General features: G+C 40.8%; 20 protein-coding genes. 4 read left to right on the plus strand and 16 right to left on the minus strand.

The window, feature by feature from the left end; all coding sequences use genetic code 11:
* The 4 genes from QOW94_RS05540 to QOW94_RS05555 form a co-directional block, all read right to left on the minus strand.
* Complete coding sequence (locus tag QOW94_RS05540) at positions 1-1032, minus strand: ABC transporter permease (protein ID WP_283679257.1); 1032 nt, start codon at positions 1030-1032, stop codon at positions 1-3.
* Between the two features lie 14 nt (positions 1033-1046).
* Entirely contained in the window at positions 1047-1967 is a 921-nt protein-coding gene (opp3b, locus tag QOW94_RS05545; protein ID WP_283679258.1) for an oligopeptide ABC transporter permease, read from the minus strand.
* Positions 1968-2087: 120 nt separating this feature from the next.
* Complete coding sequence (locus QOW94_RS05550) at positions 2088-3710, minus strand: peptide ABC transporter substrate-binding protein (protein WP_283679259.1); 1623 nt, start codon at positions 3708-3710, stop codon at positions 2088-2090.
* A gap of 405 nt (positions 3711-4115) precedes the next feature.
* Positions 4116-5738: a peptide ABC transporter substrate-binding protein gene (locus QOW94_RS05555; RefSeq protein WP_283679260.1), complete on the minus strand. Its 1623-nt coding sequence runs from the start codon at positions 5736-5738 to the stop codon at positions 4116-4118.
* Positions 5739-6051: 313 nt separating this feature from the next.
* Between QOW94_RS05555 and hflX the strand changes: the two genes are divergently transcribed.
* Positions 6052-7332 (plus strand): GTPase HflX, encoded by a 1281-nt coding sequence (hflX, locus tag QOW94_RS05560; RefSeq protein WP_283679262.1) that lies wholly within the window; start codon positions 6052-6054, stop codon positions 7330-7332.
* A 15-nt stretch (positions 7333-7347) separates the two neighbouring features.
* Positions 7348-8718 carry an APC family permease gene (locus QOW94_RS05565; RefSeq protein WP_283679263.1) on the plus strand — a complete coding sequence of 457 codons (1371 nt, stop codon included), beginning with the start codon at positions 7348-7350 and terminating at the stop codon, positions 8716-8718.
* A gap of 52 nt (positions 8719-8770) precedes the next feature.
* Here QOW94_RS05565 and QOW94_RS05570 read toward each other — a convergent pair whose 3' ends face one another.
* From QOW94_RS05570 to QOW94_RS05620, 11 genes are all read right to left on the minus strand, one after another.
* The gene (locus QOW94_RS05570) at positions 8771-9760 is read right to left on the minus strand and encodes a hypothetical protein (RefSeq protein WP_283679264.1); all 990 of its coding nucleotides are present in this window, start codon (positions 9758-9760) and stop codon (positions 8771-8773) included.
* A gap of 161 nt (positions 9761-9921) precedes the next feature.
* Positions 9922-10659 (minus strand): amino acid ABC transporter permease, encoded by a 738-nt coding sequence (locus QOW94_RS05575; RefSeq protein WP_283679265.1) that lies wholly within the window; start codon positions 10657-10659, stop codon positions 9922-9924.
* Positions 10660-10672: 13 nt separating this feature from the next.
* The gene (locus tag QOW94_RS05580; RefSeq protein ID WP_283679266.1) at positions 10673-11314 is read right to left on the minus strand and encodes an amino acid ABC transporter permease; all 642 of its coding nucleotides are present in this window, start codon (positions 11312-11314) and stop codon (positions 10673-10675) included.
* Positions 11311-12144: a transporter substrate-binding domain-containing protein gene (locus QOW94_RS05585; protein ID WP_283679267.1), complete on the minus strand. Its 834-nt coding sequence runs from the start codon at positions 12142-12144 to the stop codon at positions 11311-11313. The genes QOW94_RS05580 and QOW94_RS05585 overlap by 4 nt, the downstream gene beginning before the upstream one ends.
* Before the next feature lie 25 nt (positions 12145-12169).
* Entirely contained in the window at positions 12170-12910 is a 741-nt protein-coding gene (locus tag QOW94_RS05590) for an amino acid ABC transporter ATP-binding protein (protein WP_283679268.1), read from the minus strand.
* A gap of 338 nt (positions 12911-13248) precedes the next feature.
* A complete protein-coding gene (locus tag QOW94_RS05595) occupies positions 13249-14067 on the minus strand; it encodes a DUF6681 family protein (protein WP_283679269.1) in 819 nt (272 codons plus the stop codon).
* Entirely contained in the window at positions 14067-14705 is a 639-nt protein-coding gene (locus QOW94_RS05600) for a hypothetical protein (RefSeq protein WP_283679270.1), read from the minus strand. The genes QOW94_RS05595 and QOW94_RS05600 overlap by 1 nt, the downstream gene beginning before the upstream one ends.
* Before the next feature lie 67 nt (positions 14706-14772).
* Positions 14773-15216 carry a Fur family transcriptional regulator gene (locus tag QOW94_RS05605; protein ID WP_283679272.1) on the minus strand — a complete coding sequence of 148 codons (444 nt, stop codon included), beginning with the start codon at positions 15214-15216 and terminating at the stop codon, positions 14773-14775.
* A gap of 102 nt (positions 15217-15318) precedes the next feature.
* Complete coding sequence (locus QOW94_RS05610; RefSeq protein ID WP_283679273.1) at positions 15319-15876, minus strand: guanylate kinase; 558 nt, start codon at positions 15874-15876, stop codon at positions 15319-15321.
* 1 nt (position 15877) lies between these two features.
* Positions 15878-16300: a bis(5'-nucleosyl)-tetraphosphatase gene (locus tag QOW94_RS05615; RefSeq protein WP_283679274.1), complete on the minus strand. Its 423-nt coding sequence runs from the start codon at positions 16298-16300 to the stop codon at positions 15878-15880.
* 2 nt (positions 16301-16302) lie between these two features.
* Positions 16303-17460 (minus strand): cation:proton antiporter, encoded by a 1158-nt coding sequence (locus QOW94_RS05620; protein WP_283679296.1) that lies wholly within the window; start codon positions 17458-17460, stop codon positions 16303-16305.
* Between the two features lie 139 nt (positions 17461-17599).
* Between QOW94_RS05620 and QOW94_RS05625 the strand changes: the two genes are divergently transcribed.
* A complete protein-coding gene (locus QOW94_RS05625; protein WP_283679275.1) occupies positions 17600-20011 on the plus strand; it encodes a Xaa-Pro dipeptidyl-peptidase in 2412 nt (803 codons plus the stop codon).
* A 62-nt stretch (positions 20012-20073) separates the two neighbouring features.
* The gene (locus QOW94_RS05630) at positions 20074-20985 is read left to right on the plus strand and encodes a proline iminopeptidase-family hydrolase (RefSeq protein WP_283679276.1); all 912 of its coding nucleotides are present in this window, start codon (positions 20074-20076) and stop codon (positions 20983-20985) included.
* Positions 20986-21592: 607 nt separating this feature from the next.
* Here QOW94_RS05630 and QOW94_RS05635 read toward each other — a convergent pair.
* Positions 21593-21868: a hypothetical protein gene (locus QOW94_RS05635; protein WP_283679278.1), complete on the minus strand. Its 276-nt coding sequence runs from the start codon at positions 21866-21868 to the stop codon at positions 21593-21595.
* Between the last annotated feature and the right edge of the window lie 92 nt (positions 21869-21960).

Here is a 21960-nt window from a genome sequence, read left to right on the forward strand (position 1 = left end):
CTACTCTCTACTCTTTGGATCAAATGCGTCACGCAAACCATCACCAAGAAGGTTAAACGCAATCATCAAAATGACCAAAACAATTGCTGGGTACCACATTTGGTAAGGCAAGAACTGGAAGTTCTTCTGCCCATCATTGATCAAAGTACCAAGTGATGCTTGAGGTGCACTAATACCAATACCAATGTATGACAGGAAGGCTTCGTTAAAGATTGCAGTTGGAATAGTGAACATCATGTTGATGATGATAACACTAGTCAAGTTTGGCAATAAATGCTTGAAAGCAATCTTTAATGGACTTTCACCTAACGTTCTCGCCGCTAATATGAACTCTTGATTCTTTAATTCCAACGTCTGGGCTCTAACTAGTCGGGCCATGTTGATCCAACTAGTAATTGCAATAGCCAAGATGATGGCACTCATACCTGGTTTCAAAACCAGAATCAAAAGAACCATGATAACGATGTAAGGAATCGAAAGCATAATTTCGATAAACCGTTGCATAAAGTTATCGATTCGGCCACCCTTCCAGCCTGAAACGATACCGTAGATAACTCCAACAGTAAGGTCAAAGAAACTGGCAACTAAGGCAATTGTAAGGGAAATTCGAGTTCCATAAAGGATTCTTGAGAAGAGGTCCCGACCAAGGTAGTCAGTTCCCATCAAGAAGTGCACACTCTTACCAACACCGGCTTGAGCGTATGCATCAACCCTAGTTCCACCTTGATTTAAGGTTCCATTGAATCCGTTGATATCGATTCCGGGAATCTTTGGTGGTAAGTTTGCTAAGTTTGGATTGGCGTCATTAGGGTTATGGGGTTGCCAAAAACCTGATGTGAACGCTAATAGAAACAGAATAACGATCAGAACAAGGGAAATCATCGCTGCCTTGTTCTTTTTCAAACGACGCCAGGAGTCTTGGATGAAGGTCAATGATGGCGCCGTGATTTTTTCACTGTCGAGATTTTTCTTATCTTCGTCGGTGACTAATCTAAAATCATCAGCTGATAGTTGTTTTGGATTATCTGCCATTACTTTTCTTCCTCCTACTTATTGATTCTAATTCTAGGATCAATGACCCCGTATAGAATATCGGTTATCAAGATAACCACACACAACATGAAACTATACATAATCGTCAGTCCCATGATGGTTGGGTAATCGTTGGTCAATACTGACTTAACAAATTGTTCACCAATTCCGGGAATTGAGAAGATGTTTTCAACAACCATTGAACCGGTCATGATGTTAACGGCTAGTGGTCCGATAATAGTAACAATTGGAATCAAACTATTCCGCAAAGCATGGTGATAAATGATTCCCATCTTATTAAGTCCCTTAGCCTTAGCAAGCTCAATATAGTCAGAGCTCAGCACATCAACCATTTCAGTTCGCATAAACCGAGCCGTTTCGGCCAATGGCGCCGCGGCTAACGCAAGTGTTGGTAGCACCGTGTATGCAAATCCTTGCCAATCAGCAATTGGGAACATCTTTAATTTGAGTCCCAAATAATACTGAAGTAACACAGCAAGAACGAAAGATGGAATTGAAATACCTAGGATTGAAACGATTGTTGCAGTTGTATCAACCCAAGTATCTTTCTTAACGGCACCAACGGCACCGATAATAATTCCGATAATTGTACCCAATACCATTGCTTGGGCACCTAGTTGAAGTGATGGTCCAATTCTAGTTCCAATCAGGTACGAAACTGGTTGGTCACTGAACTGGAATGACGTTCCGAAGTTTCCGTGGAGCGCCCCACCAAGGTATGCAAGATACTGATACCAAAGTGGTTTATCCAAACCATACTGCTTGTAGATTTGATGAATTTGTTCAGGAGTCAATTTGGCCTGGTTGGTCAAGGGAGTTCCTGGCATAAATTTCATCAAGAAAAAGGTAACCGTTGTTACGATAAACAGGGTTAGCACTATATAAAAGATTCTTTTTCCGAGATACTTTACCATAAATGCTCCTCACGTTTTCTATAAGATCTAATCCGATGTCTGTATAACAGCAAATGAGACTGGCGCTATACTAATCCAGTCTCATCTGCATTATCAATTTGTGGTTATAAAACTGCTAGCTTATTTTGATGCTTTGGTGAAATCATATTCTGGTGATGTTGGGAAGAATTGGATTCCCTTAACGTTTGACTTAGTCAAAGTTGATACACCAGTTTGGTAAAGAGGGATAACCCCTTGTTCGTTCATCAAGATCTTTTCAGCTTGAACCATGTCGTTCCAACGAGCGCCTTCGTTGTTGGCATCGGCACCTTCAGCCTTCTTAACTAATGCGTCATACTTAGCGTTCTTCCACTCACCATTGTTTTGTGGGTTGTTAGAAGTCATCAAGTCAAGGAAGTTACTTGCATCTGGGTAATCAGCAATCCAACCTGAAACTACAAGGTCGAAGTTACCATCAGCAGAACGAGCAAGACGTGTCTTGAATGGCAAGTTTTGGTTGTTGATCTTAACACCAGGAAGTTTTTCCAATTGACTTTGAATAAACTCAGTTGATTTCTTTGCCTTATCAGTATCATCTGAAAGTAAGTCAAGTGATAATGTCTTCTTGCCTTCAGCCTTCATTCCTTTAGCAAACAACTTCTTAGCTTGGGCTAAGTCATAGTCAACACCGCTCTTAACCTTAGCAGCATCAGCGAAGTCTTGACCCTTGTACTTTTGCATATCAGTTGGAACGAATCCAGTTGGGGCAACGGAACCATCAGCTTGAACCTTGTTAGCTAATTGGCTCTTATCGATTGCCAATGCAAATGCCTTACGAATATCTTTGTTCTTGAATTCAGGGTGCTTCTTTTGGTTCATTTCAAGGTAGAAGTTTGAAGCTTCCTTGTTAACCTTGTATTCCTTGTTGTTCTTGTATTCTTTTACTTGAGTACCGTTAAGGGTAATGAAATCAAGCTTGTTGCTTTGGTATTGGTTCAACATTGTTGAAGGATCCTTAACAACTTGAACGTTAACCTTGCTCAACTTAATAGCTTTCTTGTTCCAGTAATTCTTGTTAGGAACTAACTTCCAAGAATCGTTAGTACCGTTCCATCCAGTCATCTTGAATGGTCCGTTATAAACCATGTTTGAACTAGTAGTACCGTACTTTGAACCAGACTTCTTAACTTGTGATTCAAGTTGTGGCATGAAGTAACTTTGAGCAACCATGTACTTGAAGAAAGTTTGTGGTTTGATCAAGTGAACAACCAATGTGTGGTCATCCTTTGCTTCTGCACCCAACTTAGAAGCGGCCATCTTGCCTGAGTTGATCTTAGTAGCATTTTCAATGTTACCGAAGATGTAGGCATATTGTGATGCAGTCTTTGGTGATACAGTCCGTTGCCATGAGTAAACGAAATCTTTGGCAGTAACTGGCTTACCATTGCTCCACTTTTCGTTACGAAGATTGAATGTCCAAGTCTTACCATCCTTAGAAACCTTGTAACTCTTAGCAACACCAGGAACGACTTTGTTGTTAGCTGCTAAACGAAGAAGACCTTCGTTAGTTGAGTTAACCATTCTTGATGACACGATATCGGTCATCTTTGAAACGTCCATGGTTGGTAAGTTTGCACTTTCAACCCAATTTAATTCTTGTTTCTTTCCACTTTGAGATGAACTACTGCCACTACCACAGCCGGCTAATACAAGCGCAACTAATGCAGCAGTACCTCCCAATTTAGCTACAGAGCTTAATTTCATTTCCAAGCACCCCTTTGGTTTTTATTCTGTTTCAGAATGGTTTCTATTTTAAATTAAAATTTGATTAAAATCAATGCTTAATTTGATTTTTTTAAGTTTATGTTTGGCTCACTTCTATCATTGATTGTGCATAATCATAAGCAAACGTTGCAATTTAAATAGGTAAAAGTATTTGACAAAATGCACAAATGTGCTTATCTGACGCGAACATGTTAGCACTAGTTAGATTTTAATATTGAAAACTTATTCAAAGTTAAATTCTCATATCATTTTTTCCTTATCTAACTTATATCTAATGTTTGCTATAAGCGGACTGTCTATGATGATAGGACAAGTGTTTACTAGTACATTTGAACTAAAAAATGGAACTACCATTATCGATAGATCCATTTTCAAACAAACTCTTTACTTCGACAAACTTACATAGCTCCAATCCCATACTGGTGCTGTTGGGTAGAACTTGATGTTCTTAACCTTGGACTTAACCAGCTGTGGTGTTACTTGTTGATAGAGAGGAACCACACCCTCTTCATTTACTAACAGTTTTTCAGCCTTAACCATGTCATCCCAACGTTTATCAACATTATTAGCATCCTTACCTTCGGCGTTCTTAACCAGGGTATCGTATTGCTTATTGCTCCATTGACCGTCGTTATAAGCGTTACCGGTTGACATCAACGTCAAAAACGTAATTGGATCAGGGAAGTCACCAGTCCAACCAGAAAGTACCATATCAAAGTCACGGCTTGCGGAACGAGCCAATCTAGTCTTGTATGGTAGGTTTTGGTTTTGAATCTTCATCCCTGGTAACTTGTTCAAACAACTTTGAATGTATTCAGCAGTCTTCTTACCTGAATCAGTATCATCGGCATTTAAAGTAAAGGTGACATTCTTCTTACCAGTTTCCTTTAATCCCTTTGCCCAGTACTTCTTGGCCTCGGTAAGATTTGAAGATACTGCATCCTTAACGGCCGCCTCATCAGCGAAATCCTTACCGTTATGGTAAGCCATGTTTGATGCCACAAATCCCTTAGCTGGAATTGAGCCATCAGCCAAAACATCATTAGTCAATTCTTTGCGGTCAATTGCTAAAGAAATTGCCTTTCTAATGTTCTTGTTTTTAAAGAACGGAATCTTCTTTTGGTTCATTTCTAGATACCAAGTTGCCGCAATCTTTCTTGACGCAAACTCTTTATTGTTTTTGTAGTTTTTAACTTGCTGACCACTAAGAGTTGCCACATCAAGTTTGCCACTTTGATATTGATTTAGGCCAGTTGATGGATCCTTAATGGTCGTGAATTTAACCTCATCAAGTTTGACCCGTTTCTTATCCCAGTAGTTCTTGTTCTTAACGATCTGCCAGGTATCGTTAGTTCCGTTCCAACCCTTCAAGATATAAGGGCCATTGTATGCTAGTGCTTTAGCAGTTGTGCCGTATTTAGAACCATACTTCTTAACGTAAGATTCTTTCTGAGGAGCAAAGTAGGCTTGGGCAACTAAGAATTTGAAGTAACTTTGTGGTCGATTAAGAGTAACCACAAGCTTATACTTACCTTCTGCCTTAACTCCTAACTTACTAGTTGGCATTTTCCCAGCATTAACCGCGTTAGCATTTTTAATATGATCAAATATGTAAGCGTACTGTGATGCAGTCTTGGGTGCTAATGTTCTGCGCCATGAGTAAACAAAATCCTTGGCAGTAACTGCGCTACCATCACTCCACTTTGACTTTCTCAAATTAAACGTCCAAGTTTTACCATCCTTTGAAATGGTGTAATTCTTGGCAACTCCGGGTACAACCTTACTGTTGGTCGACATTCTCAGTAACCCTTCATTAGTGTTGTTAATTGTTTGGGCTGCAATTAAATCAGTAACCTTCGATAAATCCATCGTCGTTAAACTACTGATTTGCATCCACGTAATCGACTTCTTCGCCGGTTTTGACGAAGAATTAGAACCACAACCAGCAAGAACCAATGCAGATGCAAAGGCCACTCCTGCCAGCTTCGCAACTGAACTGAGTTTCATCTAATCCACCCCTTTTTATAAATTAAGATTTATTTTAGATTAGATTTTGGTTAAAATCAACATCTATTTTTAATTTTATTAAATAGTCTACTATTTTAACCGTTATAACTGCATTTAAACATTAGAAAGGTAAAAATCGTCAATCTTAATCAAGTTGAAAACCGGTCGATGCCCATCTTACTCTCCAAGCAGGCTTTAATTGCCGTCGTTTCATGAAAACGCTAACTTTAACAAGCAAGTTACAAAGCAGTTTTGTTTACATATTTTTAACACTTGTATGTTATAATTAGACAAAAATTGTGGGAGGAAATTAATGGAACAATCAGATAACAGAACAGAAGTCATCACAATTGGTTTGAACAAAACCGGTCGTAACTTTGACTACCTAATGGAAGAACTTAACAACCTTGTTGAAGCAAATAACATGGTTGCAAAGGAAACCCTCACCCAAAAACTAGACCGTCCAGATCCCGCTACCTATTTTGGTAAAGGAAAAATTGAAGAACTTGCTACTCTTATCCAAGACACAGGAATTGAGACTGTCGTCGTTAATGACGAACTTTCACCCAGTCAGATTAGAAATATCGAAAAGCAAGCCAATGCTCGCATCATCGATAGAACTGGCTTGATTCTTGAAATCTTCGCCAATCGGGCCCAGTCAAAAGAGGCAAAACTTCAAGTTGAATTAGCAAAACTTAAATATCAAATGCCCCGTCTTCACACTTCAGCTAGTCAACGACTTGACCAGCAAACTGGTGGGGGTGGCGATGGTGGCTTTACCAACCGTGGTGCTGGTGAATCTCAACTCGAATTAAACCGGCGAACCCTTCAAAACAAAATTGCTCATGTTAATCAGGAGTTGAAAGAGCTTAGTAAATCTGCTGATGTTAAGCGAAAGCAACGTGACCGGAGTGAATTACCGACCGTTGCCCTTGTAGGGTATACCAACGCAGGTAAGTCAACGGTAATGAACGGTTTGATCAGCATGTTTGATGACGATGAAGATAAACAAGTAATGGTCAAAGATATGTTGTTTGCCACTTTGGACACATCCGTTCGGAAAATTACCCTCCCGGATCAAAAGACATTCTTGCTAAGTGATACCGTTGGATTCGTTAGCGAGCTCCCCCATCAACTAGTTGAAGCCTTTAAGTCAACTCTTGCCGAAGCAGCGAATGCTGATTTACTCATCCAAGTTGTTGACTATTCAGACGATAACCGCGATTTGATGATGGAAACAACTGAATCAACCCTTAAGGACATTGGAGTTGAAAACATTCCAATGGTAATTGCCTACAACAAAGCAGACAGAATGGGAATCAGCTATCCAAGTCGCGAGGGTGATAACCTCATCATGTCAGCCCTTGATGAATCGTCACTTAAAGACCTCATCAAAATCATTTCCGAAAAAATATTTAAAAACTATCAAACTGTTTCCCTAATGATTCCGTTTGACCGTGGCGACGTCGTTTCTTACTTAAATGAAAAAACTAATGTGATTTCAACTGATTATGATGCTAACGGCACCATGATCACCAGTGAGTTAAGCGATGTTGATGTTAAGCGCCTCAAGCGATTCATTATTCCGGAATAAAGGAGTCAATTTAGCATGAAAGAAGAAAATAACAAGGTCCATTTGGATAGAGACCTTGGCCTATGGTCAGCTCTATCGTTAGTTGTTGGTACGATTATTGGTGCCGGTGTCTTTGTTCGGCAGTCAGCCGTTCTTGATGATGCTGGTAGTACAACCGCAGGGTTACTCGCTTGGTTAGCCGGTGGTGTGCTGACCCTTACCGCTGGATTGACAATTGCAGAAATTGCATCGCAAATGCCCCAAACAGGTGGCCTTTATGTATATATGGAAAAGCTTTACGGTAAACTCTGGGGATTCCTGTCAGGCTGGATGCAGATTGTTATCTACGGTCCAGCGATGATTGCCTCTCTGGGGGCTTACTTGGCCATCCTCTTATCGGACTTTTTCGGCTTTCCTCAAAGCTGGAACGTTCCGTTGGCAATTGGAACCGTCGTCGCCGTCGGAATCTTGAACCTCTTTTCAAACCGCTATGGAGCAAGATTTGCTATTATTACAACTCTTTGTAAATTGGTTCCCTGTGCGGCTTTGATTATATTCGGATTATTCTTTGGTAAGCACAACGCTCTTGGCCAAAGTATTAAAGAAGTCCACGCTACTGCCGGCAATTTTGGAGTGGCAATTCTGGCAACACTGTTTGCCTTTGATGGTTGGATCCTCGTTGCCAACCTTGGTGGTGAAATCAAGAACCCCCGAAAGTTATTACCCCAAGCAATTACTTACGGAATTCTCGGGGTTCTGGCAATCTACATGCTCGTCTCGTTTGGTGTCTACCGAGCAGTGCCAGCAGAACAAATTCACAAGTTAGGAACTAGTGCTATTCCTTACATGGCCAACCAAGCCTTCGGTGAAGTTGGTGGTAAGATTCTCAGTATCGGAATTATTATTTCAATCGTTGGTTGTATGAACGGTAAAATCATGACGTTCCCACGAATCATGTACGCAATGGCTCGACGTCATCAATTGCCTTTCTCAAAGACTTTAGGTTACTTACATCCAAAGAGTCACACTCCTGTTTTCTCAACGGTAGTAGAACTAGTAATCGTTGCATTCATGATTGCCTTTGCAGACGCTGACCGACTATCAGAACTTTGTATCTTCACGGTGTATTGTTTCTACGTAATGGCCTTCGTGGGAGTATTCTTACTTAGAAAACGGAACCCAGGCCAAAAAAGAGTATTCTCAGTGCCACTATTCCCAATTACTCCGGTTGTAGCCATTCTAGGTTCGCTGTTCGTAATCGTTAGTGAGATCCAATCAGATATGGTTGGAGTTCTAACATCGTTCATATTCGTGCTTATCGGGATCCCTGTCTTTTACTACGAAAGTAAAAAGCACGCAGGTGAACCAGATGAGATGGTTGACGAAGCCGTTGACGATGAAATTTAAATATTAATCCGCATAAAAAAGAGAGACCAAGGCCTCTCTTTTTTTATGCCGTTTATGGCGTTAATTTAATTGATTTAACCAGAATCCCTGGTACTTTTGAAACTGCCCCACTGGCATTTGTATTGGTGAATCCATCATAACCGATTCCCTTAACATCAACCCAGTCATCCTCTTCAAGGGTGTAAGATAATTTATCTAAATCAGAGTCGGCGATTGACGCAACAAACTCGTGATCATAATTACCATCAACAATCGAAATGAGATATTCTTCGTTATCCGCATCGTGTTGAATTGAAGAAATTACTCCCTGCATCGCCACTCCCTTAGAAAGATACTTTTTAGAATAGCGTTCAAAGGTGCTAAGCATTATTGGTGTGTATTTAATTCCGCTTGGAATATCATCAGCAGTAACTGTCTTGCTTGAACTTTCATCGGGTTCATCTGAACTTGAATCTTCCTCTTCCTCATCATCGGTATCGGTGTCATCAGAATCAGTATCTTCATCAGTATCGGTGTCTTCATCATCGTCACTATCGTCATCGTCCTCCGAAGTAATATACTCAGCTTGATCCCCGTTCACAGTAAACTCATACAAGCTACCATTATTTTTAACATCACTGACCCGGTTAGTTTTAACCTCCGAATCCAATTCTTCTTTTTCAGAATCACTGAGAACCTTAGGATTAATCGCAGTTATGTATACTGACGTTTTTTCACCTTGAGTTCCATCTTCGGTTGCACTTATTGCGCTAATGTTACCCGAAAATTCACCGTTATGAACTCGAACAGCGTTCCCATCTGAATCATTAAGTTGCTGAACTGGATTATCAGAATCATTTTTATTAACCGCAACAACGTAATAGTCATCTGGTGCCTTGGTCGTTCCCGTTAATACCCAGTAATCGTCATCCGTGCCACTATTTTTAATCTTAGTTGAATAATAATCCGCCTTACTAGTAACTGACCAAATCCCAAAAACCAGCAATAGAAATGCGACTGCAGCAAAAATTTTGTACTTTCCCGTCTTTTTGTGTGTAGTCAAAATAAAACCTCCAAGAATAATTGCCGGTTTTTAATAGGCCTATAAAAAATGCGACCATATTAGCTTAACAAACGGATTATGTAAGGGCAACCGCTAGTTTACATTGACTGTTTACAAAAAACGTCACCCTCATTTTCAGAGAGCGACGTTTTTTTAATTTATTAAGCATCTAAATTAGCAATGTTATTTGGGTTGTTTGGATCATCTGGGTTAGTTGGCTGGTCCTCTGGATCAACCGCCTTAGACCGCCCGATTCTTCTCTCCAAGTACTCAGAAAGAAGGGATAGTGAGTAACAAACAATAAAGTACATAACCGCCAATGCAATAAACATCGGAATTGTGTAATTTGTGTTCTGCCCATAGATAATTTGAGCATGGTTCATCAAGTCAGGTAACACAATGATTGTTGCCAGTGACGTATCCTTAACCAATGAAATGAACTGACTAACAATGGCAGGAATCATGTTCTTGATAGCCTGAGGTAGCACAATGTACCTCAGAGCTTGCCAATAAGTTAGCCCATTGGCCCTGGCACCTTCCATTTGCCCAATCGGAATCGAGGCAATCCCGGCCCGAACAATTTCAGCAACCATCATTGCTTCAAATATTGATAAGGCGATGATGGAGGCCCAAATTGGGGCTGGTTTGAAACCAAGACTTGGTAAGCCAAAGTAGGTAAAGAAGATAACCAGAATCAAAGGTAAGTTTCTGATAATATCGATGATAAACCCAACGATTGCCGAAACGTACTTAAAGTTAACGTAACGGATAATTCCTAGGATAACTCCCAGAATATAACTAATGATAATTGAGACAACTGATACAAAGACGGTAACACCAGCACCTTCGAGAAGGAACTTGATGTTGACCCATGAATATGCGCATAAAACATTTAACATAACTGTTCCCTCCTTATGCTGCTAGTTTCTTTTCAAGGTATCTCATGTAATAACTGAGCGGTAGCGTAATGATCAAGTATAACAAACCAATGCAAAGGTAAGTTGCCATACTTCTCAATGAATCAGAGGCAATAACGTTACCTTGGTACATCAAATCCATTCCCGCAACGAAGGCTAAAACGGATGAATTCTTGATCAAGTTGATAAATTGGTTTCCCAGTGGTGGCAAAACATACTTGAAAGCTTGAGGCAAAACAATGTACCTCATGGCTTGCCAGAAGCTAAGTCCGTTTGCACGAGCCCCTTCCATTTGACCAGGATCAACTGACTGAATTCCTGACCGAACGGTTTCAGCGATAAACGCTGACGAGTATAGGGTAAGACCAATCGTTCCGGCTGCAAACCCACTGATTTTAGCAATGTACATTGGGATAACAACGTAGAAGAACATTGTGATAACCAACAGTGGAATGTTCCGGAATAATTCAATGTATGCTTTAGCAAGGCCGTGAATTAACTTGTTTGGCATAACTTCCAAAATAGCAAAGCCAGATCCAATAACTAAAGCAAAGAACAGCGCAATAATACTACATATCAGGGTTTGACCAAATCCTTGAAGGAGAAGGCCACCATAGTTTTGAAAAATACTTATCATTGTCTATATGCCTCCTTCAAATCAAATCCCTTAACGTGACCGAACCACTTGTAAATAAGCTTATTATACTGGCCGGATTTCTCCACCTTAGTGAGAGCTTTGTTCATAGCGTTCTTCAAACCAGTTTGGCCTTGGTCAACCGCGATTCCGTATGGTTCCTTAGTGAACGCCCCACCACGAACAACGTAACCTGGGTTTTCAACTGACATACCATAAAGGATACCGTTATCAGTAGTCAACGCATCACCTTGACCAGACTTCAATGCCGTCAAAGCTTGTGAGTAATCAGTAAGCTGAAGCACTTTTGCCTTTGACGCAAATTTCTTAATGTTTTGAACTGAGTTAGAACCAACAACTCCAAGGATAACCGCACCCTTTTTGTTCAAACTCTTAACGCTCTTGACCTTACTATTTTGCTTAACCAAGATAGCTTGACCAGCGTCAAAGTATGAACGAGTGAAATCAACTTGTTTTTCCCGTTCTGGGGTAATTGTCATCGTCGCCATAATGGCATCAATATTACCGTTTCTAAGTAATGGCATCCGGGTTTGACTAGTAACCTGAAGGAAACGAGCCTTACCGTCCTTGCCAAGAATTTGCTTGGTCATTGCCTTAGCAAGATCAACTTCAAATCCTTTAATTTGGTTATCCTTAACGTCCATCAAACCAAACAACTTGGTATCAGCCTTAACTCCCCAAGTAATCGTATTTGACTTTTTGTCGTCCGCCAGGACATTTTTCTTTGAACTCGAATTACTACATGCACCTAAACTCATAACCATTACAACTAGTGCAAATAAAAGTCCGAGCTTTTGATAGACTTTTTTCATAGTGCAATCCTCCAATTGTAATGAATTAGTGAGTGATAATCTTTCCTAAGAATTGACGAGCTCTTTCGTTTGAAGGTTCGCCGTCGAAGAATGTTTCACTACTATCATCTTCAAGGATTTGACCATCAGCCATGAAAATAACCCGGTCGGCCACTTCACGAGCAAATCCCATTTCGTGGGTAACAACCAACATCGTCATATTGGAATCCCGAGCAATGTCCTTCATAACGTTAAGAACATCATCAATCATTTCTGGATCCAAAGCACTGGTTGGTTCATCGAAAAGTAAACACTTAGGTTTCATTGCAAGTGAACGAGCAATTGCAATTCGTTGTTGTTGACCACCAGATAGCTCAGCTGGAATCTTATTTGCTTGATCCGCTAACCCAACTCGGTCCAATAGTTCCATCGCAAACTTCTTATTTTCCGCTTCATCTCTATGTAGCACGATTCTTGGGGCAAGCATGATGTTTTCCAAAATCGTCTTGTTAGCGTATAGATTAAAGTGTTGGAACACCATTCCGACGTTCTTACGAATTCGGTTAATATCAGTTTTCTTATTAGCAAAATCTTGACCATTAACAATCAACTTACCATCTTGAACTGGTTCCAACCCGTTAACCGTTCTGATCAAGGTTGATTTACCTGAACCAGAAGGGCCAATCAAAACAACGGTTTCTCCAGCCTCAATGTTGAGATTAATATCCTTTAATGCGTGAAAATCACCGTAATACTTTTGTACGTCTTCAAATTCGATCATTGACATAACGTATTCCTCCGTTTTCTAAGATTTTAATTAAAAAATCCTAAGAATAATTGCTAAGTCCATCATAAATTAAAGCAGGGAATTCGTAAAACTATTTCCCCTTTAAAACCTATAATAGACCTTAAATACCACTAATAGTAGTATTTAAAACCACTAAACAAAACTCGAATATTCAAGTAACTTTTGTTACTAGTACTTAATATTCTACCGAACTATTCTAATTTTTGCACTATTTTTTTGAAAATTCAACGCCAAAACCAGAATATTTGCGATATTTTTTAGTTCCATGTTATATTTTCTCACAAAAAAGGATGACTTTCAAAAGTCATCCCTTTTATTTATCTTCTTTTTTTGTAGGCAACCTTAACGGCTACCGTATACGGCTGATTATGCTCAATCATTTGGGAGCGACCAAACTCTTTATAGGGCCCACCAACAACCGCCACTGATGCAAGGAAAAACTTAAGTTCCTCCCGATCAACGGACTTGATTGATTGTAATCCAATTCGCTTTATAGTACCGACTGGGCACGACTCTGCCTGATTGATTCCGGCGTAGACTACCAACTCGTGGTTAATATCCTTCATCCCAAAGAAGGGAGCCATTGCACCCTTCCCAATCTTAAACACTGGTTTTCCAGTGGCCTTGAGCAAGCTTTGAAGTCGCGCATCACTGTAGCCAGCATAATTATCAGTCACTATTTGATGTCTAATCAGGGTTGCAGTAAGTCCGTCGATATTTTGTTGCTGCTCAGCACTGATCTCAACCTTAGCTGGTAAAACGTGCCGGTCATCGAATATTCCGTTTGATGGATTTTCAGTGATAACTGCTGAACCAAGTCCAGAGGTTGCATGAACTTCCTTCGGTTTCTCAGCAATATGCAGTTTCTTGGCGATAAATGGAGAAACGTCAAACTTTGCCTGCTTATTAGTGAAGTAGTAAAAAAGATTACACAGCGCAAAGTACAACAACACGATTGCAACTGCCATAAAGAGGATTCCTTTTGACAGGTAGCCATTTTGGAGGAATCTGAACGCTATGTAGAACAGATAGCCGTCACCTAAAAGTCCTAAAATCGTATAAATTCGACTCTTCAACGTCAAATTGATATTGAAGTAGCCCATATAGTGGTTGACCATATCTAAAAAACTAAACATTAATTAGTCCCCCCTTCATCGACGGCGTCATCTGCAGTCGTTGACTTTTGGGTTCCTGTATTCGACTTAGTCTGAGTAGTGTTGCCATTAGTAGCAGCCGTTCCCTGTTTCTGAGTCGTTGCTTTAGTCTGATTTGTACTGGTTGTGGTATCAGTATTTGTCGATTGCTTTGGCGTAGTGGTCGTTGCCTTGGTTGTCGTATTCCGGTTTGTTGGCGTAGTAGCCTTAGACTGTGTCGTCTTATTTGTACCAGATTTTTTAGCAGTTGTTGCCTTTTTGGTACCGGCCGTTGAATCAGTGACTGCTTCGTCATTAGTAGCCTTTTTCTTAGTCGTTGGTTCTTCACTTGAATCTTTAACAGCTTGTTTTTTCTTATCCTGATCTTTATCTGATTTTGTTTGCTTCTTCTTATCAGTAGTCGTTTCCTCAGGCTTCAACTTCTTACTATTCGTCGCTTTGGCTTGAGTCTTACCATAAATCGATGAAGTAAGGTTTCGCTGACTAGCCGTTTGGTGGGTCGTCGGGGTTCCCTCGTTAGTCGCGGTAACCTTATTGACCACAACGTTAGTCGCTCCCAACGCTAACGAAATCGATAAGATAGCAAACGGTGTAATTAGTGGTGGGATTCGATTATCCATTGATGCACTTCCTAACTAAATTTTACTGATTATCTCACACAAAGCTGCATAATCACTTAATATTTAGTTAATTATTGGTTAAATTTTGGCACTCTTGGCATAATCCATAAATCTGGAACAGGTGGCCTGAAATTTTGCATCCTGGTAATTGAGCTACAATTTCTTCACTTAGTGGGCAGTCGTCCAATTCAATTACCTTCCCACAGTTATTACAGATGAAGTGGTGATGATGTTCATTTTTGAAGTCACACTGAAACTTGACGCTTTGGTGATCGCCATTTGCCTGCTTTTCAACAATTCCTAAGTCTTCGAATTCGGAAATGTTCCGGTAAATTGTGTTATGACTCATTTTGGGAAATGACTCCCGCATGTAAGCATCGAGCTTAGTAACTTCCACATACTTCTTACTTGCTTCCTCTACAAGATAGTTAAGCATCGCAAGTCGTTGCTTAGTAATTTTATAGTTGTTAGTTTTTAAAACGTTAGTTGCTTCTTCAATCGCAGCTGGCATATGAATTCCTCCGATTAAATGTAATAATTACTGTTTGTCCAATTTGACTAATCATAACACAAAAAAAACCGTTTGATTCAAAATGTCACTCAACAAATTAAATCAACGGTAATTTTCAACGATGTCATCCACTAATCGCTGCGTTTTTTCAAGGTCTGAGTTTTCAATAATATGAGCCTTCCCCTTCAGTCCCACGGGAAGTTCAAGATCACGACGATACTCATGGCTTTTCACTCGCTGCATGATTTTGGATGTGTCATCCCCACGTAAAGTCATTCGTTTCAGTAGTAGCTCTGGACTTGGTGCTTTTAAAAAGATGACTACTACTTGAGCTCCAAGTTTTTCTTGATAAGTAATCGCTCCAGCAGTATCAAGAACGATGCAAATATCATCACTCTTGTCCCAAGCCCGTTCCAGGCCTTCATATGACGAACCGTATAGATTACCGTCATACTCAACCGATTCCAAGAAATGATTAGCAGCAAACGTACTGCGAGTCTCAAAATAATAGTCGACTCCATTCTGCTCTTTCCCTCGTGGTTGGCGCGTAGTATGGGTAATCACCTTAGTCATCCCAAACTTAGCGGTCAAATAGTTACGAACAGTTGTCTTGCCACTCCCGGCAGCCCCAGTAATCACAAAAATCTTCTTTCCTGCCATTCTACAAATTTTCCTTTGTTCGAATGTATTTATCTGCAGCGGTCAAAAGGCCCTTCAAATTGTCATAGGTCAATGTATCCAAAGCCTCATCTAATTCAAACCAACCGTATGAATTGATTTCCTCTTCCTGACGAGAAACCTCGACCCCATCATCAACCCGGCTGACATAAAAAGTAACGTCCTTGTGGTGACCGTTTTTCATATCGTATTCAACTTTTTGTTCAAACCCCGTGTCGATTTTAGTATCCAAATCCGTTTCTTCTTTGATTTCACGAATCGCAGTTTGTACCTTGTTTTCGTGCTCCTCAACGTGTCCTTTAGGCAGACCCCAGAAATTGTCCGTTGCACTCTGCAATAGTAAATAGCACACTAACCCATGTCTAATCTGATAAACGACTGCTCCACTTGCATATTCCGTAACCATAATCAATTATCTCCCTTACCTAATTTCTGTAATCCCATCTTTAGCATCAGTGGTGCCATGATAGTTGTTAATACAATTACAATTATTATCTCTGAATACAATCCTTTTGCAATCAAACTAGCTTCGAGCCCAATCTGAGCAATAATTAGGGCCATTTCACCTCTGGAAACCATCCCGGAACCAATAACCATCGAACTATTTTTGGACATCTTGGAAATTCTGGCTCCAATCGCTCCACCATACAACTTGGTAACTAATGCGAGCAATGTCATAACGATGATAAAGCCGATGTTTTTAAGCACCCCACCAAACTCCATGTCCAACCCGATGCTGACAAAGAAGATTGGAATGAAGAAAGTATAACCGACAGAACTCACGCTAGACGAAACTTCCTTTTCGTAACGAGTCTGGGCGACAGCAACCCCAGCGAAAAAGGCACCAACAACGGCACTCAAGCCAATCTCATCGGCCAACCAGGCCATTGCTAAACACAACGCTACTGAAATAATTGAAGTAGCTCCGTGAACTGGCAACCGCTCCGCTATTCGAAGTAAGATTGGGGCAATCCACTTGACCACAATAACAACTCCAACAAAGTAGAGGACTTGGATCAAACTAGCAACTAATAAATTTGTTTTGCCATCGTTGCCGACTCCAAAAACACTAACGAAAATTGATAGTAAGACGACCGCAATGATGTCATCGACAACGGCCGCTCCCAAGATTGTTGCCCCCTCCTTAGTATTCAATTTTTTGAATTCCCGGAGAACTTCAACACTGATTGAAACAGACGTTGCTGCAAAGATAACACCCCAGAAAATTGACCGTTCAAAACCTTGATGCATCATCTGACCATATATATAGAAGACAATCATCGGGGCAATAACCCCAAATGTCGCCACACTAATTGCCGGTTTGAAATACTTCTTCAGCAGATCAAGGTCACTTTCAATCCCAGCAATAAACATCAACATGATCACCCCAAGTTCGGAGCCAGCATGCATCAATTCAGTATTGCTAAGTAATCCGAAAACACCCGGGCCAAGCAACACCCCAACTAGCAACTGTCCAATCACAGCGGGCATCCCAATTCTAGAACTGAGCGCTCCTGCAATTAAGGTTGTCACTAATATTAACGATATTTGACCAACAAATTCCATGTAATCTCCCATTTCAGCGTCATTTATTGTTTCCATTATAACCAAAAACCAACATCAAAATAAACAACCAGCTTGCAAAGTCAGCAAATCTGTCGCAATCTTATTGTAAGTAAAATTCTGTGTAGCGGAGGGATAATTAATGAAAATCAATCAATTTGCGTACGTTCCGACTGACCACGCCCAAATAATCAACGAGTTAAAGGACGTTCGGTTTCTAACCCCAAAAACGGAGAAGATGTCGGACCCCGTAATGCTGTTTCGCCAATTTTTAATGAAATTCTTTATGGAAAAACAGGGTCACTCGACTAGAATCTACAAACTGTCCACTATCATGGCCACTCCCGATGAAGATGCCAATGAATACACTAAGACTGAACCCAAAGTTGAGAAGAACGCTTTTTACAACATTGCCCTTCAACTACTTCAGTTTGAAGTTGGCCTTGATTTCAACCTAGATGAGCCACTTAAAAAGATGAACGAACTAGGGCTACCCGTTGCGGACGTTGCGGACACCCTAACCGTTGGTGAGTTAATTGATGCCTGGTATTTATTGCTTAATACCCGCACCAAGTTTGGTCAGACCCTAATCGACTACTTAGCTGGCCAGGGCTTTTTTGCTCAGATGGGAACTGACGAATCATTAAAGGCACCGCTTTTCTTTAACGGAAAGTCCCAAGCCGTATTCAACACCCAAAAAGTCATTCGGGAAGTCGTTTACGTCGAAGCTCCTCAAGATAACGACAATGACGGCAAACTTGATCTAATCAAAGTTGAAGTTCTTCGCCCGGCCGAAACTGACGAAGGAGTGGTTGTTCCTGCTGTCCTAACTGAAAGTCCATACGACCAAGGAACTAATGACGACTCCGCTGATAAGTTGACTCACGACGTCAATGGTGAATTGAAGCGAAAAGAACCAAACAACTTCACATACGATGACATTAAATTCGTCCCTGAACACAAGCCCCTCCCAGCCCCAAGAAAGATTGAATCAACCACTGAAACCGCTGAGGAAACTTTCACCAAAACGTGGACCTATCCGCTAAATGATTACCTTCTTTCCCACGGTTTTGCCGTTGTCTACTCATCAGGAGTTGGAACCAAGGACTCTGACGGTTTTCGTACCACCGGTGATGAAGATGAAACTATCAGTACCACTGCAGTAATCGAATGGCTGAACCACAAACGAACTGCTTTCACTAACCGGACTGATAATGTTGCTATTGAAGCCTGGTGGAGCAACGGAAATGTTGGGATGACCGGTCGTTCCTACCTTGGAACTCTAGCCAACGCTGCTGCCTTATCAGGAGTTGAAGGCTTAAAGACTGCCGTGGTAGAGGCCGGAATTTCAAACTGGTATGACTACTACCGCGAAAATGGTTTGGTAGTTGCCCCAGGTGGATTCCAAGGTGAAGACGCCGATATTTTGGCTGAATTGACCTTCTCAAGAAAACAGGAGGCTACTGATTACGTCAAGACCAAGGATGAATGGGCAAAACGATTAAAGGAGATTGAAGCTGGCGAAGACCGTGATACTGGAAACTACAACCGATTCTGGGATCGCCGTAATTACCTCAATCATGATAATATCAAGGCTGATATCCTTCTCGTTCATGGTTTGAACGACTGGAACGTCAAGCCTTCCCACGCGTTTAACTTGAGAAACCTAATCAAAAACGATGACATTACTTTGAAGACCGTTCTCCATCAAGGTCAACATGAATACCTGCATAACTTTAGATCCGTAGACTTTACCGATATGGTGAACCTCTGGCTCGTGAACAAGCTTTACGGGGTGGATAACGGTGCTAATACCGTTCTCCCAGACGTATTAGTTCAGGATAACGTTACCGAACAAACCTGGACACCCGAAAAGGATTGGGGCGATAATCACAACGTTAAGCAGTATCAACTTGATGATAACTGGTTGACCAACGTTAATGGCAACACTGAATTCTCCAACCATATGAATGATGATGATTTCAAAGTGTTTAGCAAGGACACAGCTCAATGGCGGTCTGAGCTATACAAACTAGATGAATCTAAAACTGACGGCAGTGCAATCAAACTAATAAGTCAAGAGATGAGCGCTGACACAACTATCGACGGCCAAATCAAAGTTTCTCTTAACGCAAAGAGTGATCACGACTTCGGGGCTCTCAGTGTCGCAGTTGTTGATTACGGTACCGCCAAACGGTTGACCCCTACGCCAACTATTCTGGACCGGATGCGAATCTTCACCGGCTTTAATTGGCGCAAGGATGATCTGCGTGAGTTTACCTACCAAGATAAAGAAACTGAATTCAAAAAAATTACTGATGGACATATCAACATGCAAAACCGGGAAAATAGCTACAAGGTTGATGATTTAAAGGCGAACGAAAGCTACCAAATCGAGTTTGCCCTGGAACCAACCTTCTTTAGAATTGCTAAGGGCCACAAACTGGGAATTCTGATTTTCTCATCTGATCTCGATTTCACCGTTAAATCCAATCAAGATATTAAATACGCAATCGACCTCAGCAAATCTTCAATTGATTTACCACTCTTATAGACGTAAAAAAGTCCCTTCAAAAGTGGTATCATAATTATTAAACTAAAGGAAAAGGTGATTATATGCGACAAGGTACCAAGATCATTACACTCGATAACGGTTATCATCTCTGGACAAACACTCAGGGTGAAGGCGACATTCATTTGTTAGCCCTTCATGGTGGTCCTGGTGGTAATCACGAATACTGGGAAGATGCTGCCCAACAATTGAAAAAGCAAGGACTCAACGTCCAAGTTCACATGTACGATCAATTAGGTTCATGGTACTCAGATAGTCCTGATTTTTCAGACCAAAAAACTCGTGATGACATTTTAAGTTACAATTACTACTTGGATGAAGTTGAAGAAGTTCGTCAAAAGCTAGGCATCGACAAGTTCTACCTCATTGGCCAATCATGGGGTGGCTTGTTAGTTCAAACGTACGCTGAAAAGTACGGTGAACATTTAAAGGGTGCAATCGTTTCATCAATGGTTGATGATATCGATGATTACACCGATCACTTGAACCAAATCAGAGAAAAGACATTCTCAGCTGAAGATTTGGCATTCATGAAAGAATGCGAAGCTAAGAACGACTATGACAATGACCGTTACCAAGGTCTAGTTGATATCTTGAACAAGAGCTATATCGACAGAAAGCAACCTTCAAAGCTCGATCATTTGATCAGCACAATGAACACTGACATCTATGGTGCATTCCAAGGTGACAACGAGTTTGTTATTACTGGTAAGTTGGGCGAATGGCACTTCACTGACAAGTTGAAGAATATTAAGGTTCCTACTCTGGTTACGTTTGGTGAACATGAATCGATGCCAATCGCAACTGGTAAGAGAATGGCAGAAATGATTCCAAACGCTAAGTTTGTGTCGACGCCAGAGGGTGGTCACCATCATATGGTTGATAATCCAGACGTATATTATGATCATTTGGCAACGTTTATCCGTGAGGTTGAGGCGGGAACGTTTAATAAATAGAGTGTGAGGAGTTTTGGGAATTCCTGAGCACTATGGGAATAACGGGTTTTACGAGTGGGCTTTCTCGTGAAGCCCGTTATTTTCATAGGCACAGGGAATTGAAACTCCGAACACGTTTTAGCTATGTTGCAATCATGACGAGCGAGCAAACGAAGTGCGCGGTCGTCATTTTTATTAAACAAAGGAATCAGATTGAATGAACACGTTTTGGCTATGTAGCATACGTAGCATAGGAATAACGGACTTTACAAGCGATTTTTCTTGTGAGGTCCCTTATTTTTATAGACGGAGGTGACTGAAAGGGCGAACGCGTTTTGGCTATGTAGCATACGTGACATAGGAATAACGGACTTTACAAGCGATTTTTCTTGTAAGGTCCGTTATTTTTATAGGCGGAGAGAGAACCAGAAATCTTAGATTTCGTCTGTGAAACTTCACAAGGTTATCGCTAACTATTGAACACGCAATGGAGATAGTCGCGATAACTACTGTGAGGGAATTAAAACTCCGAACACGTTTTAGATATGTTGCAATCACGATGAGTGAGCAAACAAAAAAGTGGCAACCCCAAAGCTCATCACCCATGGTTACCACTCATTCATCCTATTCAAATCATTTCAAACACAATTACAATAAACATTATAATCATCATCGCCGCTAACGACGATAACTCCAAGTCAGAATACAACTTTGCATGAACCATTCCAACTACTACATACAAAATTGAAAGCCCCATTGTTGTCGCTAACACAGCGTTTCCCATCATTGTCACACTATCAGGTGAGGCAATCAAAACAATCGCTGATGCAACAAATACCAGAAAATCAAACATCAAGATACTATAAGCAGTCATTTCTTTGAGATCAAACACTTTAGCAAACACATCAAAGGCCCCTTTCAAATGAATTCTTAATCCACCTTCAGTTTACCTTAGTATTAGCTAAGTTCAACCCTTTTGACCGTTTATTTTAAAGC

It is taken from the genome of Lentilactobacillus sp. Marseille-Q4993, assembly GCF_951230165.1.
Lineage (GTDB): Bacteria > Bacillota > Bacilli > Lactobacillales > Lactobacillaceae > Lentilactobacillus.

Excerpts from the sequence above, each read along its gene's own strand:
- QOW94_RS05580 (WP_283679266.1), bottom strand. The coding sequence starts at position 11,314 with ATGATAAGTATTTTTCAAAACTATGGTGGCCTTCTCCTTCAAGGATTT.
- QOW94_RS05565 (WP_283679263.1), top strand. The coding sequence starts at position 7,348 with ATGAAAGAAGAAAATAACAAGGTCCATTTGGATAGAGACCTTGGCCTA.
- opp3b (WP_283679258.1), bottom strand. The coding sequence starts at position 1,967 with ATGGTAAAGTATCTCGGAAAAAGAATCTTTTATATAGTGCTAACCCTG.
- QOW94_RS05555 (WP_283679260.1), bottom strand. The coding sequence starts at position 5,738 with ATGAAACTCAGTTCAGTTGCGAAGCTGGCAGGAGTGGCCTTTGCATCT.
- QOW94_RS05625 (WP_283679275.1), top strand. The coding sequence starts at position 17,600 with ATGAAAATCAATCAATTTGCGTACGTTCCGACTGACCACGCCCAAATA.
- QOW94_RS05610 (WP_283679273.1), bottom strand. The coding sequence starts at position 15,876 with ATGGCAGGAAAGAAGATTTTTGTGATTACTGGGGCTGCCGGGAGTGGC.
- QOW94_RS05540 (WP_283679257.1), bottom strand. The coding sequence starts at position 1,032 with ATGGCAGATAATCCAAAACAACTATCAGCTGATGATTTTAGATTAGTC.
- QOW94_RS05595 (WP_283679269.1), bottom strand. The coding sequence starts at position 14,067 with ATGTTTAGTTTTTTAGATATGGTCAACCACTATATGGGCTACTTCAAT.
- QOW94_RS05575 (WP_283679265.1), bottom strand. The coding sequence starts at position 10,659 with ATGTTAAATGTTTTATGCGCATATTCATGGGTCAACATCAAGTTCCTT.
- QOW94_RS05600 (WP_283679270.1), bottom strand. The coding sequence starts at position 14,705 with ATGGATAATCGAATCCCACCACTAATTACACCGTTTGCTATCTTATCG.
- QOW94_RS05630 (WP_283679276.1), top strand. The coding sequence starts at position 20,074 with ATGCGACAAGGTACCAAGATCATTACACTCGATAACGGTTATCATCTC.
- QOW94_RS05590 (WP_283679268.1), bottom strand. The coding sequence starts at position 12,910 with ATGTCAATGATCGAATTTGAAGACGTACAAAAGTATTACGGTGATTTT.
- QOW94_RS05620 (WP_283679296.1), bottom strand. The coding sequence starts at position 17,460 with ATGGAATTTGTTGGTCAAATATCGTTAATATTAGTGACAACCTTAATT.
- QOW94_RS05615 (WP_283679274.1), bottom strand. The coding sequence starts at position 16,300 with ATGGTTACGGAATATGCAAGTGGAGCAGTCGTTTATCAGATTAGACAT.
- hflX (WP_283679262.1), top strand. The coding sequence starts at position 6,052 with ATGGAACAATCAGATAACAGAACAGAAGTCATCACAATTGGTTTGAAC.
- QOW94_RS05585 (WP_283679267.1), bottom strand. The coding sequence starts at position 12,144 with ATGAAAAAAGTCTATCAAAAGCTCGGACTTTTATTTGCACTAGTTGTA.
- QOW94_RS05605 (WP_283679272.1), bottom strand. The coding sequence starts at position 15,216 with ATGCCAGCTGCGATTGAAGAAGCAACTAACGTTTTAAAAACTAACAAC.
- QOW94_RS05550 (WP_283679259.1), bottom strand. The coding sequence starts at position 3,710 with ATGAAATTAAGCTCTGTAGCTAAATTGGGAGGTACTGCTGCATTAGTT.